Origin of the sequence: Streptomyces sp. NPDC056883 (genome assembly GCF_042788835.1) — a bacterium.
In the GTDB taxonomy this organism is placed as follows: domain Bacteria; phylum Actinomycetota; class Actinomycetes; order Streptomycetales; family Streptomycetaceae; genus Streptomyces; species Streptomyces stoeckheimensis.
Map to the genome: position 1 here is coordinate 365,388 of NZ_JBHUBS010000005.1, position 17,007 is coordinate 382,394.

Annotated in this window: 17 protein-coding genes; 7 read left to right on the forward strand and 10 right to left on the reverse strand. The window is 72.7% G+C overall.

Translation table 11 applies throughout. The features are described from left to right. Positions 1 to 256 precede the first annotated feature (256 nt). Together ACFRU2_RS16370 and ACFRU2_RS16375 are read left to right on the forward strand one after the other, a co-directional pair. Positions 257 to 850 (forward strand): TetR/AcrR family transcriptional regulator, encoded by a 594-nt coding sequence (locus ACFRU2_RS16370; RefSeq protein WP_382972382.1) that lies wholly within the window; start codon positions 257 to 259, stop codon positions 848 to 850. Further along, positions 847 to 1,716: an alpha/beta fold hydrolase gene (locus tag ACFRU2_RS16375; protein ID WP_382972384.1), complete on the forward strand. Its 870-nt coding sequence runs from the start codon at positions 847 to 849 to the stop codon at positions 1,714 to 1,716. The genes ACFRU2_RS16370 and ACFRU2_RS16375 overlap by 4 nt, the downstream gene beginning before the upstream one ends. Here the strand turns inward: ACFRU2_RS16375 and ACFRU2_RS16380 are convergent. Further along, on the reverse strand, positions 1,713 to 3,431 hold the full coding sequence (locus ACFRU2_RS16380; RefSeq protein WP_382972386.1) for a lytic transglycosylase domain-containing protein: 1,719 nt from the start codon (positions 3,429 to 3,431) through the stop codon (positions 1,713 to 1,715). The two genes, ACFRU2_RS16375 and ACFRU2_RS16380, sit on opposite strands and share 4 nt — an antisense overlap. A gap of 307 nt (positions 3,432 to 3,738) precedes the next feature. On the opposite strand from ACFRU2_RS16380, the gene ACFRU2_RS16385 reads away from it, so the two are divergent. Then, entirely contained in the window at positions 3,739 to 4,536 is a 798-nt protein-coding gene (locus ACFRU2_RS16385) for a thioredoxin domain-containing protein (protein WP_382972388.1), read from the forward strand. Positions 4,537 to 4,557: 21 nt separating this feature from the next. On the opposite strand, the gene ACFRU2_RS16390 is transcribed toward ACFRU2_RS16385, so the two are convergent. Further along, entirely contained in the window at positions 4,558 to 5,076 is a 519-nt protein-coding gene (locus ACFRU2_RS16390) for a hypothetical protein (RefSeq protein WP_382972390.1), read from the reverse strand. Between the two features lie 680 nt (positions 5,077 to 5,756). On the opposite strand from ACFRU2_RS16390, the gene ACFRU2_RS16395 reads away from it, so the two are divergent. Beyond that, entirely contained in the window at positions 5,757 to 8,147 is a 2,391-nt protein-coding gene (locus ACFRU2_RS16395) for a tetratricopeptide repeat protein (protein WP_382972392.1), read from the forward strand. Between the two features lie 209 nt (positions 8,148 to 8,356). Here ACFRU2_RS16395 and ACFRU2_RS16400 read toward each other — a convergent pair whose 3' ends face one another. Beyond that, entirely contained in the window at positions 8,357 to 8,695 is a 339-nt protein-coding gene (locus ACFRU2_RS16400) for a hypothetical protein (protein WP_382972394.1), read from the reverse strand. Next, a complete protein-coding gene (locus ACFRU2_RS16405; protein WP_382972396.1) occupies positions 8,695 to 9,216 on the reverse strand; it encodes a DUF6232 family protein in 522 nt (173 codons plus the stop codon). The genes ACFRU2_RS16400 and ACFRU2_RS16405 overlap by 1 nt, the downstream gene beginning before the upstream one ends. Before the next feature lie 217 nt (positions 9,217 to 9,433). On the opposite strand from ACFRU2_RS16405, the gene ACFRU2_RS16410 reads away from it, so the two are divergent. Then, positions 9,434 to 9,910, forward strand: a complete 477-nt coding sequence (locus tag ACFRU2_RS16410; protein ID WP_382972397.1) for a hypothetical protein — start codon at positions 9,434 to 9,436, stop codon at positions 9,908 to 9,910. Positions 9,911 to 9,941: 31 nt separating this feature from the next. On the opposite strand, the gene ACFRU2_RS16415 is transcribed toward ACFRU2_RS16410, so the two are convergent. Beyond that, entirely contained in the window at positions 9,942 to 10,538 is a 597-nt protein-coding gene (locus ACFRU2_RS16415; RefSeq protein ID WP_382972399.1) for a hypothetical protein, read from the reverse strand. A gap of 282 nt (positions 10,539 to 10,820) precedes the next feature. Between ACFRU2_RS16415 and ACFRU2_RS16420 the strand changes: the two genes are divergently transcribed. Then, complete coding sequence (locus tag ACFRU2_RS16420) at positions 10,821 to 11,747, forward strand: hypothetical protein (protein WP_382972401.1); 927 nt, start codon at positions 10,821 to 10,823, stop codon at positions 11,745 to 11,747. Between the two features lie 208 nt (positions 11,748 to 11,955). Here the strand turns inward: ACFRU2_RS16420 and ACFRU2_RS16425 are convergent, their stop codons facing one another. Next, a complete protein-coding gene (locus ACFRU2_RS16425; protein ID WP_382972403.1) occupies positions 11,956 to 13,728 on the reverse strand; it encodes an AMP-dependent synthetase/ligase in 1,773 nt (590 codons plus the stop codon). Between the two features lie 119 nt (positions 13,729 to 13,847). Between ACFRU2_RS16425 and ACFRU2_RS16430 the strand changes: the two genes are divergently transcribed. Next, positions 13,848 to 14,864, forward strand: a complete 1,017-nt coding sequence (locus tag ACFRU2_RS16430) for an AraC family transcriptional regulator (protein WP_382972405.1) — start codon at positions 13,848 to 13,850, stop codon at positions 14,862 to 14,864. A gap of 30 nt (positions 14,865 to 14,894) precedes the next feature. Here the strand turns inward: ACFRU2_RS16430 and ACFRU2_RS16435 are convergent, their stop codons facing one another. The 4 genes from ACFRU2_RS16435 to ACFRU2_RS16450 all read right to left on the reverse strand — a co-directional run bounded on the left by ACFRU2_RS16435 (position 14,895) and on the right by ACFRU2_RS16450 (position 16,880). After that, positions 14,895 to 15,452 (reverse strand): hypothetical protein, encoded by a 558-nt coding sequence (locus ACFRU2_RS16435; protein WP_382972407.1) that lies wholly within the window; start codon positions 15,450 to 15,452, stop codon positions 14,895 to 14,897. 186 nt (positions 15,453 to 15,638) lie between these two features. Further along, positions 15,639 to 15,857: a hypothetical protein gene (locus ACFRU2_RS16440; RefSeq protein WP_382972409.1), complete on the reverse strand. Its 219-nt coding sequence runs from the start codon at positions 15,855 to 15,857 to the stop codon at positions 15,639 to 15,641. Then, positions 15,779 to 16,255, reverse strand: a complete 477-nt coding sequence (locus tag ACFRU2_RS16445) for a DUF6232 family protein (RefSeq protein WP_382972576.1) — start codon at positions 16,253 to 16,255, stop codon at positions 15,779 to 15,781. Before ACFRU2_RS16445 ends, ACFRU2_RS16440 begins: the two co-directional genes overlap by 79 nt. Positions 16,256 to 16,388: 133 nt before the next feature. Continuing rightward, the gene (locus ACFRU2_RS16450) at positions 16,389 to 16,880 is read right to left on the reverse strand and encodes a hypothetical protein (RefSeq protein ID WP_382972411.1); all 492 of its coding nucleotides are present in this window, start codon (positions 16,878 to 16,880) and stop codon (positions 16,389 to 16,391) included. Between the last annotated feature and the right edge of the window lie 127 nt (positions 16,881 to 17,007).

Here is a 17,007-nt window from a genome sequence, read left to right on the forward strand (position 1 = left end):
CTGTGCGAGCAGAGTCGACGGGGCTCCTGCCTTTGCCTTTGCCCTGGCCGGGTCGTTGGACCGGGTCAGGGGCGCTTTGCCGTTCCCGGGGCGAAACGCGCCCTCGCCCCCTTCGGCCCCTCACCCCGGCGCCCGGCGCCCGGCGCCCGGCGCCCGGCGCCCGGCGCCACAGATTCCTAGGGTTCCTAGGGTTCCTAGGGTTGTGCCTAGTTGATCTAGGAGTAACCTAGGGCCCCTAGGGAAACGGGAGGGGCGCATGGTGCGGATGGGGTTGACGGCGGAGAAGGTGACCGTCGTGGGGGCCGAGGTGGCGGATGACGTGGGGCTGCACCGGGTCACCATGGCGCAGGTCGCGCGGCGGCTCGGGGTGCAGGACGCGAGCCTCTACGCGCACGTCCGCAGCCTGGAGGATCTCCGCGGACGGATCGCGCTGCTGGCGGCGGACGAGAAGACGCTGCTCATCGCGGAGGCGACGGCGGGGCTCGCCGGAAAGGACGCGCTCGTCGCGTTCGCCAACGCCTGGCGGGAGTACGCCCACAAGTTCCCCGGACGCTATGCGGCGACGCAGGCCCCGGGAAGGATCGACCCCGAGCTGGCCGCGAAGGCCGCCGGACCGCGCCGCGCGGTCGCGCTGACCTACGGCATGCTGCGCGGCTACGGACTGGCGGAGCCCGATCTGACCGACGCGGCCCGGCTGCTGCGCAGCACGTTCCACGGGTTCGTGGCCCTGGAGGCCTCGGGCGGTTTCGCCCACGCGCGGACCCCGCAGGCCTCCTGGATCCGCTCCCTCGACGCCCTCCACATCCTGCTCCGGCACTGGCCCGCACCCCGGGACGGGGGCTTCGCGTGAGCACCCCGAGTACCCCGACCACCGGCAGCCTCCGCGTGCCCGGCGCGACCCTGCACTACGAAGTACGCGGCCGGGGCCCGCTCCTGCTGCTGATCCCCGGCGGGACCGGCGGCGCGGCCGCCTTCGACGGCGTCGCCGACGCCCTGGCGGCCGAGTACACCGTCGCGTCCTACGATCCGCGCGGCCTGTCCCGCAGCCCGTTGGACGACCCGGAGGCCGAACAGAGCGTGGCCGAGCACGCCGAGGACGCGCTGCGGCTGCTCGACCTGCTGTCACCCGCCGAGCCCGCCCGGGTCTTCGGCTCCAGCTCGGGCGCGATCGCGGCCCTGCACCTGCTGACCGCCCGACCCGAACGCCTCGTACGCCTCGTGGCGCACGAGCCCCCGGTGGTGGAGGTGCTGCAGGACGCCCCCGTACACCGCGCGTTCCTCGCACGCGTACGGGACACCCTGGACACGGAGGGGCTCATGCCGGCGATGGGCGTGTTCGCAGGGGGGCTGAAGGGGGAGGGCGGCGAGGGCCGGGGTGCCCGGGCCGCCGAGCCGCCGACCCCTGCCGGGCTTCCGCCCGCCGCGGCCGCCCGGGTCGAGCGGACGATGGGCGACCTGCCCTACTTCCTCGGGCGCATCGTGCCGAGCTTCATGGCCTACTCCCCCGACCTCCGGCGGCTGGAGGCGGAGGCGGTCGCGGACCGGCTCGTGCTGGCCGGCGGCCGGGACTCGGTGGGCGAGCTGCCCCACCGCCCGGCCGCGTTCCTCGCCGAGCGGTTCGGCAGGGAACTGTTGCAGTTCCCCGGCGGGCACACCGGCCTGAGCACACACCCCGCCGAGTTCGGCGGGGTGCTCAGGCAGGCGTTCTCGTACTAGGCCTTGCGGGCGGCCGGCTGGTCGGTTGCCGGGGGCTCCGTCGCGGGCGGCTCGGTGACCGGCGGCTCGGTGACGGTGATCTCCAGGAAGAGGACCGCCTGGTCCGAGATCCGCACGCGGAGCGTGTACGTGCCCGCGGCGACGCCCGTGGTGGACAGTTCCGGCAGGGCGATCTTGCCGTCCGCCGCGGTCGCCGGGAGCTCCAGCTCCGTCAGCTTCTTGCCGTCCTTGTCCAGGAAGTACGGGGTCTTCCCCGCCGTGGCCGGGTCCGCGGGGACCCACTTCCCGTCCTTGTCCTTGGTGCCGAGCCCGGCCGTGGCCTTGGCTCCGGCGACGGCCTTGCCCTTCGCCGTCGCCAGGAACTGCACGCCCTTGATCCCGGTTCCGGCCTCCGCCGTGAGCGGCTTGCCGGCGTTCGCGTCGCTGCGGACCAGCTGGTCCGCCTCCGGAACGGGTACCGGCTTGGCCGGGGTGACCTTGCCGCCGATCCGCAGGGAGACCTCGACCGACACCGCGTAGCCCGTGGCGCGCAGGGAGAAGGTGCCCGCCTTGGCGCCCGCCTTCAGCTTCGGAACCCTGACCAGGCCGTTGGCATTGGTGCGCACGACCGCGAAGTCCTTGCCGTCGGCCGCGAAGACGGTGCGGCCGGTGGTGTCGTCGTCGACCGCGATCACGATCGGCTGGTCGACGGCCGGCATGCCGTCGCTCAGCACCGCCTTGATGAGCGGGGTGCGCGCGAACTCGGTCCCGGCCTCGGCCGTGAGCTCGGCGGTACCGACCCGGATCAGCTTGTCCAGGGTCGGCGTCGGCTTCGGCGGCGGGGTGGGGGTCGGCGAGGGGGTCGGCGGCGTGGGCGTCGGAGTCGGCGTCGGGACCGGCGCGGGGGTCGGAGGCGTCGGCAGCTGCGGCGGGTTCGGCGTCGGGTAGTCGCCGGAGGGCGGGTTGGGAACCGGGGTGGCTCCCTGGCCGGCCTGGTACTGGCGCATGTAGCCGAGCACCGTGTTCACGTACTCGCGCGACCTGTTGTAGCTGAGGATCGCCTTGTCGATGTCGCCCGCGTCGGTGAGGTTGCGCTGCCCCGCGCAGAGGTAGAGGCCGGCACCCAGCGCGGCGTCGTAGATGTTGTTCGGGTCGCGCTTGCCGTCGGCGTTGCCGTCGGCGCCCCAGGTGGACCAGGTGGAGGGGATGAACTGCATCGGGCCGACCGCGCGGTCGTACTCCGGGTCCGCGTCCCACTCGCCCTTGTCGGTGTCCTTGATCTCGGCGAAGCCGTTGCCGTCCAGGCGCGGCCCGCGGATCGGCTTCTCGGTGTACCCGTCCGCCTTGAGCCCGTAGCCGGAGGCGTGGACCGACTCCACCCGGCCTATGCCCGCGAGCAGTTGCCAGGGCAGGTGGCAGCCGGGGAGCGCGGCGGCCACCGAGATCTCGGCACGCTTGTAGGCGTCGAGGGCGGTCGCGGGTATGCCGGCGGTGGCCCCGCCGGGGGCGGCGGCGCCGGGGGGCGCCGGCGGCGGGTCGGCGACCAGGTCCGGAAGGTCCAGCCGGGCGTCACCGCGTTCGGTGGCCTGGGGGCTGTCGGGGGTCGGCTCGGCTTCCCCGGCACCCGCGATCGGTGTGTTGGTCACGACCGCGGCAGTGGTCAGGCTGGCCGCGAGGGCGGCCGTGCACACGACTTTGCGCGAGGTGTTGACGAGGTGACGGTGAAGTGGCTTCACAGTGCGGCGATCCCCCCAGAGCGGAGGCCGGTCCGGACCCCCGTAAAACGTACAAAGTCACATAAAGTCACATGCTCCGCTCCGCGCGCCCCAGACCTCTTCGCGCGGACGGCCGGTGAAACGGGCCGTGGAGGTTAACTGTCTATCAGTTCTTCGCCCGCGACTCACCGCCGCCCCCGGAGATGTGCCCCACCATTCGTCTCATCTTCACGAACCCCCCGCCGGGGCGCGGGCCAGGGACTTAAGTCCCGCCCGATTCGAACCAATGGCACACATTTGACCGCTCTACGCTCTTTATCCTTGGGGGATGGCAACCAGCAAGAAGGACCAGCGGCGCGAGGCCCGCGAGCGCATGCGCGAGGAACGCGAGGCCCGGGCCCGGCGCGAGAAGCTGCGCGGGCGCGTACTGATCGGCGGCGCGCTGGTCGCCGTACTGGCCCTCGCGGTCGGCATCGGCCTCTACGTGTCGAAGCCCTCCGCCGACGAGGAGGCCGCGGGCAAGCCATTCGTCCAGCCGGCCAACACCACCGGCAAGGACGGGATCGTGATCCCGTACGGCAAGCCGGACGCGAAGAACGTCCTCTCCGTCTGGCTCGACCCGCGCTGCCCCTACTGCGCGGGCGTCGAGATCGGCCTCGGGAAGACCATCAAGGAGCAGGCGGACGCGGGCACGTACCGCGTCGAGTACCACTTCGCCACGTTCCTGGACAAGGCACTCGGCGGCGGCAAGGGATCCAAGCGCGCGGTCAACGCCCTGGGCGCGGCCGTGAACGAGAGCCCGGAGAAGTTCATGGAGTACCTCCAGGTGCTCTACAAGAACCACCCGGAGCAGGAATCGGACGACAAGTTCGGCTCCACGGCCACCCTGCTGGACCTCGCGAACCAGGTCCCGGGGCTGCGCACGCCCGCCTTCAACCAGGCGGTCAAGGAACTCACCTACATGCCGTGGGTCGAGAAGGTCGGCCAGGCCTTCTACGACCAGAACATGCAGGGCACGCCGGACGTCTCCATCAACGGCACGAAGCTCACGGTGAACTCCGGCAAGGGCATCGACTCGATCACCCCGGACGAGTTCAAGAAGCTGATCACCGACAACTTGAAGTAGCGGGCCGGGCGGGCGGTCGGCTCAGGCCGGCTCGGCCGCCTTGGCCTTCTCGTCGAGCTGGTCCCCGTACCCGCCGGCCGTCCAGACGTGGTGGCGGAACCGTTCCACCGTCGCCACGCCCTGCCACGGACCGCCCGGCGGGAAGAACACCCCGTCGCACGCGGAGCAGAACCGGGCCCCCGCGGCGGCCTCGGCCGCCCGGGCGGCGCCCGCCTCCACCCGCCGCTTGTCCTTGCCCTCGCTGCGGATCAGGGCGATCGTCCCCCACATGACGAGCAGCGCGGCGACGATCCCCACCGGCAGGAGCCACGGCCAGTCCCGGTCGTCGGCGTAGTACGCACCCGCGGCCGCGACCAGCCCGGCGATCACGACGCCCTCGACGAAGTTCGTGCAGCCGTCCCCGGTCTTGTTCGGCGCCGGGGCGAGCCGTATCCGGTCCTTGCCCCGCTGGACGTCCTCGACCGGGACGTTGTCCCCCGTCCCGCAGCCCGGACACGCCACCACCGGACCGCCGCCGTTCGCTTCCCCGTCGTTCGTCATGGGCTCCATCATGACGGCCCGGAACCAACGGCCGCGGCCCGGCGTTCTCTTGGCCGAAAGAGCCGTGCACGCTGATGCGCGGCAGTACGTTCGGATGTGGCTCGCGCAGGGCCGCGTACGAGGGATCCGGGAACACGGGGGTGGGCGCCAGGTGCTGGCCGAATCATTGGAAGCGTTGGCCGCGGCCGGAGGTGCCGCGGTCGTACAGGCCGCGACGACGGACGCGTGGACGGAAGTCCGCGCCCGGGTCGCGCGGTGGTTCGGGCGGGGTGACGGCGCGCGCGAGCGGGTGCAGTTGGAGCGACTGGACCGCACCGCCGCAGAACTCGTGGCCGCCGGTGGGACGGAGCAGGAGCAGACCCTCCAGACACAGGTCTGGCGCAGCCGTTTCGAGGACCTGCTGGAGGGCCTCGACGAGACCGAGCGGGACGACGCGGCCGCCGGGCTACGGGCCCTGCTGGACGACACCGCGGCAGCCCGCGGAGTCTCCGCCGGAACCGGCGGCGTGGCCGCGGGGCGGGACGTCACCGTGAAGGCCGAGGGCGGATCGATCGCGGCGGCCGTCCTGCACGGGGCGCGCACATCGGCCCCCCTCCGGCGCCGGATCCGTCCCAGGGCTGACCGGACCGGCACTCCCCCCAAGCCTCCCCGTCACCGCGCCGCCGGCCGGCGGCGTACTCGTGCACGCCGCGCAGGGCAGCGTGGCGGCGAACCACATCGGCCAGGTCACCTACCAGGCCGCTCCCCGGCACACCGTCTCCTGGCCACATCAGGTCGGGGTGATCCCCCGCCGGGCCGGTTCGTTCCAGGACCGGGCCGAGGTGCACCGGCTGCGCTCCGCCGTGGAGGGCGGCGGTACGGCGGTCGTGTGCCAGGTCCTGGCCGGGATGGGCGGGGTGGGCAAGACCCAGCTCGCGGCCGACCACGCCCGCCAAGCCTGGGGCAACGGGGAGCTCGACCTACTGGTCTGGGTCACCGCCGCCACCCGCCAGGCGGTCATCGACGCCTACGCCCGGGCCGCCGCCGACATCCTGCACACGGATCCCGCCGACCCGGAGCGGGCCGCGCAGGCGTTCCTGGCCTGGCTCGAACCTGCGCCGGGCCGCCCCCGCTGGCTGATCGTCCTGGACGACGTCGCCGACCCGGGCGACCTGCGCGACCTGTGGCCGCCGGCCCATCCCGGCGGCCGGACCCTGGTCACCACCCGCCGCCGCGACGCCGCCCTCTCCAGCCATGGCCGCCTGGTCCCGGTGGGCCTGTTCACCCCGGCCGAGGCCACGGCCCACCTCCGGCACGCCTTGGCCGCGCAGGGGCGCAGCGAGCCCGAGTCTGACCTCGGGGCCCTGGCCGAGGACCTCGGGCACCTGCCGCTGGCCCTGTCCCAGGCCGCGGCCTACCTGGTCGACACGGAGCTGTCCGCAGCCGCCTACCGCACCCGCCTCGCGGATCGCGCCCGGCAATTGGCCGACCTGCTCCCGGAGGCCGGCTCCCTCCCCGACGACCAGTCGACCCCGGCGGCCGCCGCCTGGTCCCTGTCCGTGGAGCGCGCGAACGAGCTCCGCCCGGCGGGTCTGGCCCGGCCCATGCTGGAGCTCGCCGCGATGCTCGACCCGAACGGGATCCCGGAGCAGGTCCTGACCGGCGAGTCCGCCCTCGACTACCTGACAGCCGAACGATCCTTCGAGCACCGCCATGGCCCCACCCCGCAACCCTCCTCGGTCACCGAGGAGGAGGCGACCGCTGCCCTGCGGGCCCTGCACCGGCTGAGCCTGATCGACCACTCCCCCGCCGAAGCCCATCAGGTCGTACGCGTCCACCAGATCGTCCAGCGGACCGTCCGCGACCCCCTTGACCCCTACCATCGGGACGCACTCGCGCGCCGTGCGGCCGATGCCCTGACCGACGCCTGGCCGGACGTCGACCGCGACGCAGGCCTGGCCAGCAGCCTGCGCGCCAACACCACCGCCCTGATCGCGTGTGCCGAGGGCGCCCTGTACCACCATGCCGCCCACACCGTGTTGCAGCTCCTTGGTGAAAGCCTCGGGGATTCGGGGCAACTGACGGCTGCAGTAGCTCACTTCCAGCGCGTCGCGGACAACACGGCCCGCCTGCTGGGCCCCGACCACCCCAGCACTCTCGCCAGCCGGTCCGACCTCACCATCTGGCGTGGGCAGGCGGGGGATATTCACGGGGCCGCGGAGGCAGCCGCCCTCCTCCTGGAGGACCAACTGAGGCTTCTGGGCCACGACCACCCCAACACCCTCATGATCCGCGCCAACCTCGCCAGCTTGCAGGGGAGGGCGGGGGATGTTCCCGGGGCCGCTGCCGCATTCGGCGCCCTGTTGGAGGACCAGTTGCGGGTCATGGGCCCGGACCACGGCGCCACCCTCACCACCCGGAACAACCTGGCCCTCTGGCTCGGACAGGCCGGGGATGCGGCCGGGGCAGCTGCCGCGTTCGCCACCCTCCTGGAGGACCACCTGCGGCTATTCGGCCCGGACCACCCCCACACCCTCACCACGCGGCACAATCTGGCGGGCTCCCGCGGGGACGCGGGTGATCTGGCCGGGGCAGCTGCCGCATTCATCACCCTGATGGAGGACCGCTTGCGGATACTGGGTCCGGACCACCCCCACACCCTCGCCACCCGGCACAGCATCGCCCACCTCCAGGGCAAGGCAGGGGATCCGGCAGGAGCCGCACACGCAACCGCCGCGCTTCTGGAGGACCGCCTGCGCGTGCTGGGTGCGGACCACCCCGACACCCTCGCCACTCGGAGCGACCTTGCTCACCTCCGCGGCGAAGCAGGGGATCCGGCGGGTGCCATCGAGGGCCTCACCCTGCTACTGGAGGAACACCGGCGGGTCCTGGGACCCGACCACCCCCACACCCTCGCCACCCGGTTCGGTATCGCCGCTTGGCGGGGGGTGACGGGAGATCACGGCTGGGCGGCGAAAGCGACGGCCGCACTCCTGGTGGACCACCGGCGCGTGATGGGAGCGGAACACCCCGACACCCTCGCCATCCGGACCGCTCTCACCTATTGGCACCGGCTGGCCGGGGAGCAATAGTGGTCGCCCGCCGGGGGCGGAGACCAGCCCGACGGTGCGCGGCCTCGGCCACAACCCCGCCCCACACTCACAGGCACGCCCACACCGTCTTCCCCTGCCCGCCCTGCACCCTCGGCTCACGCCACACGAGTCACTGGCCCTGATCGAGAAGTTGCTGGGAGAACAGCGTAGGACAAGGGGGCCACCATCCGTGGCCCCCCGCCTTCCGTTTACCCCTCGGCCCAGAGGGCCTGGACCGCCGCGATCACCGGAACTCCGGCCTCTCCGATCAGCGTCGCAATTCCGGAGAAGGTCGCGAGGATTCTCCGGAATCTCGACTCGGGGGGATTCTCCCCGAGCTCCTCCAGCGCCGCGTCGACTTCCGCTCGGTCGCTCTCGTCCAGGTGCTGCCTCATCGCCTGGACTTCTTCGATGAGCTTTTCGAGCGCGGAGGCCTCCGGCGGAGTTCCGCCGACGTATTTGCCTCCGGCCACGATGTCTCCGCGGCCCGAGTGTTTGGCCTGCCCGATGGCCCCGGGACCGCTCACGTCGTACCGATCGCCCTGCATCAGTTGCCGCCTCCCCTGATGTCTCCCGGACCCGAGTGCACGGCCTGCCCGATGGCACCCTTTCCGTACACGTTGAACTGGTTCCCGTACACCGGGTTGTGGATGGTCTGGTTGATCGTCGGGGCGTTGGGTTTGCCGATGGCCGAGGTGATCGCGTAGACGAGGCTTTCGATCTCGGCCCGCTCCAGGGACCACACCGCGTTGCGCTGGATGCCCGAGGTGTTGAGGACGAGCCCGTACGCCGGAGGCGTCCCGAGTACCTTCACGAGCTGCCAGATCAGCAGTCCGAAGACGGCGAGCGCGATGATTCCGGCCACGTCCCCGAAGATGGCGACGGCGATGATGCCGAGGACGAAGCACAGCAATGCCCGGCGGATGAACTTCCGCCATGCCGCTCCCTTGTCCACCTCCAATACGCGCTGCCCCACGTGGGAGATGTTGTGCAACGGATAGGCCTCACCGTCGACCCACAGCACCCCCTCTTCCACACGGACTTGGACCGTCGTTTTGCTATCCGCCATATTGCGCCCCCCTGGCTCTTTTTGGCGTTGACGGCTCGAAGTGTAGGGCGGGTGCGACCGGTCAAGTAGGGATTGGACCCTTTCGACGTAGTCATGATCGATTCGGGATTCCGCTTGACATTCCACACCGCGGAATGCGGCCTTCCTCCTCTGCTCGGCTCTGGCCGTGCGGACCTTTCCGGCCCATCCTGTTCCCCACACGGCCGAGGAGGCGGGGATGGCCCGAGCACAGCGGTCCCGGTGGTGGTCCCGGTGGTGGGTGCTGGTGGCGGGGATCGCCTTGATCGTGCTCTCGGCGGGCCTGTACGAGCCGGCGCCGTTCCCCGAGCTTCGCCAGATCGACCTGACCGTCCTCAACGAGGCGTCGGACGGCCGCTGCGAGGTGCGCTGGCGCGACCCGTACGCCCCGCGGGACCGTGCGGGCGTCTACCAGTGCGACCCGGACCGGGACGCCGTCCTCAAAGCCCCGGCCTACGACCCGGAGACCGGCTTCGGCTGGGACTCCGGCTGGGTGCTCGCCGAGGGCGACCGCAAGGGGGAGCTGTACTCACTGGACGAGCACGACGACACCGGGAGCGACGTCAGCGAGGCCCTGTTCGGGGCCGGGCTGCTCGTGACGTACGTGGGGCTGCTCGCCGCGGGCGTACCGGTGAGGCTGCGGTGGCCGGGCGGCGGGGCGTCGGCCAAGGAGTGAACCGGGGCCGGCCTTCCGCCGGGGCGGCCGGTCAGCCCACCGGGCCCGCGTCCTTGCCGTGTGCCTTCATGCAGGCGTCGTCGAAGGCCGTCAGCCCGATGGTGCCGCCGTCCGGGAGACCCATGAACTCGGCGACGAGCCCCCAGCCGCGCTGCTCCAGGCGCACCTTGGAGACGATCACCACGCCGCTCTTGTCCTTGTGCTGCTCCGGTTCGCCGCGCTGCTTCCAGCCGCGCTTGCCCAACTCGCGCAGCGTCGCCTCGAACCGGGCCGGGCTGACCGGCTGGGAACCGGTCCCGAACCCCTTGTGGGAGACGGCGCACGAGGTCACCGAGTCGGCCGGGGCGTTCTCGTTCATCCTGAGCCAGTCCGGGTCGTTCGCCGGCGCTCCCGCGGCCGCCGACGACGTGTCGAGGTCCGTACGCACGACCCCCCGCGGCAACGGGCCGGTGCCCTCCGGGCGGGGCGACGCCGCGACGGACGCAGATGCGGATGCGGATGCGGTCGTGGTCGCGGTCGCGGTCCCCGCGCCCCCGGCAACGCCGTCGGTCGTGCCGCAGCCCGCGGCTCCGAGCGCGATGGCCGCCACCGCCGTGGCCGCCGTGGCCGCCCTCTTCGTCCTGTTCACCGTGCCCCCAAAGTCGGGGGCCGCTCGGCCCCCGTGATCGAGGGGGGAGTCTGGCACGGCGGCATCGAGGCGGCCCGGCCGGGGGCATTCATGCAGTTCGGCCGCCGGTTCGGGCGGTTCCAACCGCCGTGACAGTCCGGTGACATGGAACAGACACTTCGCCTACACACCCTCCGTAATTTTCTTCCTGCAGCCCACCAAGCCCCGACAGGCGACAGTCCGTCAGGCAGAGGAGGTGCCATGCAAACCCTCCTCCTTCCAGCACCTGCCACGGAGTTCCCCATGTCGATCCGCACCCGCTCCCGCCGTCAGACCCTCCTCCGCTCCGCCGTCGCCACCGCCGCCCTCGCGGGAGCCCTCCTGGCTCCGGGCACCGCCTTCGCGGCCGACGCCCCCAAGGCCGGTGCCCCGAAGGCCGACGCGTCGGTCCAGGGCCTGGGCGGGGAGCTCGTCAAGCACCTCGTGCTGGCCAACGGCACCAAGGCGGACCTGTGGAAGAAGGGCAAGGCCTCCTACTGGCTGGACGTCTACAACGAGGGCAGCAGCCAGCTCGGCTACCTCACCGTCGGCGGTCCCGGTGAGCACGCGGAGGACGGCGAGCAGATCGCCGGCATGTGGGTCACCCTGAACAACAAGGGCCAGGTCCAGTCGTGGAAGAACCCGGCGTCCCGGGGCTTCGCGCAGGGCGGCAGCGAGACGCGCGAGGGCTGCACGGTGACGCGGCACATGGCCACCCCCCTCGACGGCGTCAGCCTGCGGCTCTCCAACGGCCCCGCGGGCCCGGTCGCGAAGCTCATCGACGCGAAGAGCTCCCGGACGCTCGCCACGCTCACGCCGGCCAACCCGGTCGGCCTCGCCGGTGGCGTCCGCATCAAGGAGGCCTGGGAGCCGCAGTCGCGCCAGCTCCAGGTGCACGTCGCCGACGGCGTGATCCCGTGGCTGGGCGTCAGCTTCCCCGCGCCCCTCAAGGACTGCGGCGTCAAGCCCTCCACCCCGGCGGCCAAGCCCTCCGCGACCCCGAAGCCCGCGGTCTCCGCCCACGGCGGCTCGCAGACCGTCGTGGTCCCCAAGGGCGGCGTGGCGGCCGGCGCGGAGGTGGCCGACTCCACCAACAGCACGTCCGCGTGGATCGCGGCCGGCGCGGGCTCCGCGGTCCTCGGCGCCGGCGGCTTCCTCCTGCTGCGCCGCCGCTCGGCCCGCCAGCACTGAGGCCCCCGCTCGGCCCGGCAGCGCCGGGCCTCACAGACCGCCCCCGCAAGGCCCATCGGCCTTGCGGGGGCTTCCGGGGTGCTCCGGGGGCTCCTGGCGGCATCCGAGGGCTCCGGCCCGTCCGGAGACCGGCTGAGAGGGATGCCACGGGGGTGCGACCCACGCAGCCGCCTGCCGACCAGCAGTCCCCGGAGCACCCCGGCCGTCCCTACCCGTACAGCTCCTCGATCTCGCGCGCGTACTGCTCCGCCACCGCCCGGCGGCGGAGCTTCAGGGTCGGGGTGAGGGTGCCCGCCTCCACGGTGAACTCCCCGGGCAGGACCCGGAAGGCGCGGACGCGGGCCGGGCGGGAGACCGTGGCGTTGGCCGCCTCGACCGCTTCCGCGACGAGGGCCCGTACGGCGGGGTGATCGCCGGGGGCGGCCGGGTCCAGGGTCACCGACTCGCGGGCCGCCCAGGCTGCGATCTCCTCCGCGTCCAGGGTGATCAGGGCCACCGGGTGGGGGCGGCGGTCGCCGATCATGACCGCGCGGGAGACGTAGCGGGAGCGCTGGACGGCGAACTCCAGCTCGGTGGGGGTGATGTTCTTGCCCGCCGAGGTGATGATCAGCTCCTTCTTGCGGCCGGTGATGGAGAGGTAGCCGTCCGGGTCGATCTCCCCCAGGTCGCCCGTGTGCAGCCAGCCTTCCCCGTCCAGCGTCTCGGCCGTGGCCGTGTCGTTGGCGTGGTAGCCCGGGAAGATCATCGGGCCCCGGGCCAGGACCTCCCCGTCCTCCGCGATGCGGACCTCGCACCCGGCGATCGGCCGGCCCACCGATCCGTGGCGGATCCCGTCCGGGTGGTTGAGGCTGATGACCCCGGCCGACTCCGTCATGCCGTAGCCCTCGAAGACCGCGATCCCGCAGGCCCGCAGGAAGTCGAGGGTGGCCGGGGCGATCGGGGCGCCGCCCGTCAGCGCCCATTTCAAGCGTCCCCCGAAGGCCCCTCTGACCAGGGAGTACAGGGTCTTCTCGGCAGCCTCGTACGCCGCGCGGTCCGCATCCGGGAGGCGCCCCTCGGAGGCCAGCACCCCGAGGCGGACCGCCTCCGCGAAGCGGCCCGCACCGCCCTCCTGGGACTCCGCGAGGGAGAGGACCACGGAGTGCAGCTTCTCGAACAGGCGCGGCACGGAGGGCAGATGGGTCGGGCGGGCCTCGGCGAGCTCGCCGATGACGTCCTCGATCCGGCCGCCGAAGTAGCAGAGCTCCCCGCCCTCCAGGAGGGTGGTGAACTGGATCAGCTGGGCCAGCAGGTGGGCGAGGGGGAGGTAGAGGTACGTGGAGTCCCCCGGGCCGCCCTTGATCAGCGGGAGGGTGGCGTCCTGGATCGCGCCGAGGTTGGCGTGGGTGAGGCGGCACCCCTTGGGCAGGCCGGTGGTGCCCGAGGTGTAGACGATGGAGGCGTCGGCCGCGGGGTCCACCGCGGCCGCGCGGGCGAGGAGTTCGGCTTCCGGCGCCGGGCCGGGGAGGGCGCGCAGCCCGTCCATCTCCACCACCGCGCGCAGCCCCGGGAGCTTCGGGCGCAGTGCCTCCACCCGCGCCGCCTGCGCGGCGTCGTCGCAGACGACCACCACGGCCGCGGAGTCCGACAGCACCCAGGCGAGCTCCTCCTCCCCGGCCGTCGGGTACACCGGCACGAGGACGGCCCCGGCGGCCAGGACCCCGAAGTGGGTGTAGGTCCACTCCGGGCGGGTCTCCGCGAGCACCGCGACGCGCTCGCCGGGGGCCACCCCGAGGCCGAGCAGGGCGCGGCCGGACTCCCGGACACGGGCGCGCAGTTGGGCGTAGGAGACGGTGCCCCAGCCACTCTCCCCGCTCTTGTGGCGGAGTGCGGTCTCGGCCGCGTACCGCGCGCCGGTCCACTCGGTGAACACCGCCAGCGTGCGCGGGCGCACGGCTCGGTCCGTCCCACCAACCGATTCGATCGGGTCCATCGGGCTCATCGGGCTCGCCTCCCCCTGGGGTCGTACCGATGACGCTAGGCACCGGGGAGGCGTCCGCGGCATGACCGGAAGCGTCACCCCCGCTGACCTCAGCGCTCATTGCGGCTACCGTCGGACCCATGGGGAGGCGGACGGTCACCGTGCACCACGTGCGTGCCGTGCTCGCGGGGGCGCGGGGCAGCGGGCTCGACACCGTGCCGCTGCTCCAGGAGGCGCAGATCCCGCCGCTGCTGCTGGGCGACGACCGGGCGCGGGTCACGCCCGCGCAGTTCGCGCGGCTGTTCCGGGCGCTGTACCGGGCGACGCAGGACGAGTTCCTGGGCCTGTCCACCGTCCCCAGCCGGCCCGGGACCTTCGCGATGATGTGCAGGGCCGCCCTGGGCTGCCGCGATCTCGGTGCGGCGGTGGAGCGCTCCGCCACCTTCTACGGGCTGTTCCCGGGCGGGCCGGAGCTGGCGCTCGAAGTCGAGGGCGGGCAGGCGTGGTTCATGGTGCGGAACGAGTTCGCGCGGGACGAGGAGCGCTTCCTCACCGAGTGCGTGCTCGCCATCTGGCACCGGCTGAGCAGCTGGCTGATCGGCCGGCGCATCCCGCTGGCCCACGCCTCCTTCGCGTATCCGGCGCCGCCGCACGCGCAGGAGTACGAACTCCTCTTCGACTGTCCGGTCCGCTTCGGCGAGGCCCGCACGGGCGCGGCCGTGGCCTTCGACGCGCACTGGCTGACGGCTCCGCTCGTACGGGACGAGGCCGCGCTCGACGCGATGCTCCGGCGGGCCCCCTTCGACCTGCTGTCCCGGCCGGCGTACGGGACCACGGTCGCGGAGCAGGTCCGCCGGACCCTGACCCAGGCCCTGCGCGGCTCGCCGCGCCTGCCGGAGCTGGGCGAGGTGGCGGCGCGCCTGGCGGTCTCCCCGGCCACGCTGCGGCGGCGGCTCCAGCAGGAGGGCACGTCCTTCCAGCAGCTGAAGGACCACGTGCGGCGCGATGCGGCGATCGCCGGCCTGGCGGAGAGCCGCGAACCCATCGCGGAGCTGGCGGCCCGCCTGGGCTTCTCGGAGGACACGGCCTTCCACCGCGCCTTCCGCCGCTGGACGGGCACCACCCCGGGCGCGTACCGCATCGCGTCGGGCGGCTGAGGCGCCCGCCGGTTTTTGTTGGGTCGCGGCCTAGCGGGTCGCGGCGGGGACCTGGAGGGTGAACAGGCCGCAGTCGCAGCCGCCGTTGCCGGTGGCGCAGGAGCCCTTCGGGGTCGTGGCGGCGGCCGAGGCCGGGGCGGAGCAGCCCGTGGGGGCGGCTTCGGCGCAGGTGTTGCCCGCGCAGGAGCGGCAGGCGTTCATCTCGCAGCTGCGGCAGGCGGAGGCGGGGGCGTTGCAGCCGCGGCAGGCGCTGACCGCACAGGTGGCGCAGGCCGCGCCGGCGACGTCGCAGGAGGTGCAGGCGTTCATCTCGCACGCGGTGCAGGCCGAGGCGGGGGCCGTGCAACCCCGGCAGGCGCCGACGCCGCAGGACGCGCAGAGCTGCGTACCGCTGCCGCAACCGCCCCGCTCGGTGCGCTCGCCGCAGTCGCAGGCGCGGGCGCGGGCATCCCGGATCCCCGGGGCGGTCCGGCCGTCGCGGCGGACGGGGGTGCCGATCTCGGCGACGCGCAGCGTGGTGCGCAGGGTGGGGGCGGGACCCCGGTGGATGACCCGACGCTTGGCCATCTGTCGCACTGCCGCGTTCATCTGGTGCCTCCTGGGCGGGGTGGGAATCGCTTTCCGAGGCGGACTCTAACAATTAACTCGTATATGAATGCAAATCAGGACGATACGAGAAAGGCTTGCCTTCCCTAAGGAGGCAAGCCCTTTCTGCTGCCAGCGGAGAGAATCCTCCGACCAGAATCTATTCGGTTAGCAAATAGTTGGCCTCGGCTAGGCCAAGCCCAACAGCTCCAGCACCCGGCCCACCGCCTCGATGATCGGCCGCCCGACCTCGCCCGCGAAGGTCGCGAGGCCCAGGACGGCCATCAGGGCCCCGTGCCGCGCCTCCGGACCGCTCTCCGGGGAGACGATCACCGGCAGGTTGGCGTCGATGGTGCCCGCGCCGGCCGGCGTGACCTGGGCGCGGAGCTCCAGGAGCAGCCGCTCCAACTGCTGGATCGCCTCCTGCGGGGTGAGCGGGGCCGCCGGACGTAGTGCTTGATGTTCACCGTCGGCCGGGCCACGTGGAGCGAGAACTCCGCCTCCGGGTGCTCGATGGCGTCGACGATCCGCGCGACGAGCCCGCGCAGCTCGGCCTGGTCCGCAAGGGTGACCACCACGCTGGTCCCACCGGAGGTCTCCACGCCCATGACGTACAGGTCCGGCCTGGTCAGCCGGTGCACGAGGCACGCGCCGAGGACGACCTCCCCGAGGAGTACGGCGAGCAGGACGGGCCCCGCGGCGCCCCCGCGGCGCGGGGTGCGCGGATGGTGGCCGCGCGGGCGGTGACGCAGGCGGTGGTACGGGCGGCGGCGGTAGGGCCCCGTTGGATTCCATGGCTCCCCCAGTCAGTCGCACAGTTGACTGCACGGGGAACCATTAAGTACCCGGACCCCCGATCGCGTAAGCGTCAGTAACTCGCCAACTCCCAATAAAACAAGGGGATTTGCGGCCTCCGTTACACTCCCGCCCGTCCCCGGGTCAGCGGCGCCGCCGTCCCGGTACCGCTGCCGCCAGTGCGGCGAAGAGCAGGACGGCCAGACCGAGCGCGGCCACACCCAGCGTCGCCAAGTGGACGATGGTGATCCACAGCGTTGGCTTGCCGTACGCCCGGTCGCCCAGGGCGCGGGCCTCACCTTTGTACGTCGGCCCGTCCGGGCCGCCGCGGTCGATCTCGTCCGCGTACGAGTACAGCGTGCCGGCCCGGACCTTCCCGTCGGCGGTCCACTCCACGCCCTCGCACGTGGCGCCGGCACGCCCCGAACCGCCGCTGCGGCCCACGACGGTCATCGGCCCGCAGTTGCTCCGGAGTTGGACCGTGACCGGATCGGCGAAGGCGTAGGCGGCGCCCCAGCCGGCGGGCTGCTGGGAGGCCATGCCGACGAAGAGGAACGCGGCGAGGCCGATCCCTGCGAGGACCAGGCCCAAGGTCGCCCGGTTCTTGAACCTCTGCGCGCGCGTTGCGACCGCCACAACTCCCCCAAATGGTGTGTCCATGCCGGGCTGGATGGTCCGCACGGCTGAATTCCACCCCGCATGTCGCGCGTTCGTACCGCACCCGTGACCACAGCGGCAAGGTGGCCCCGGGCCAGGAAAGCTG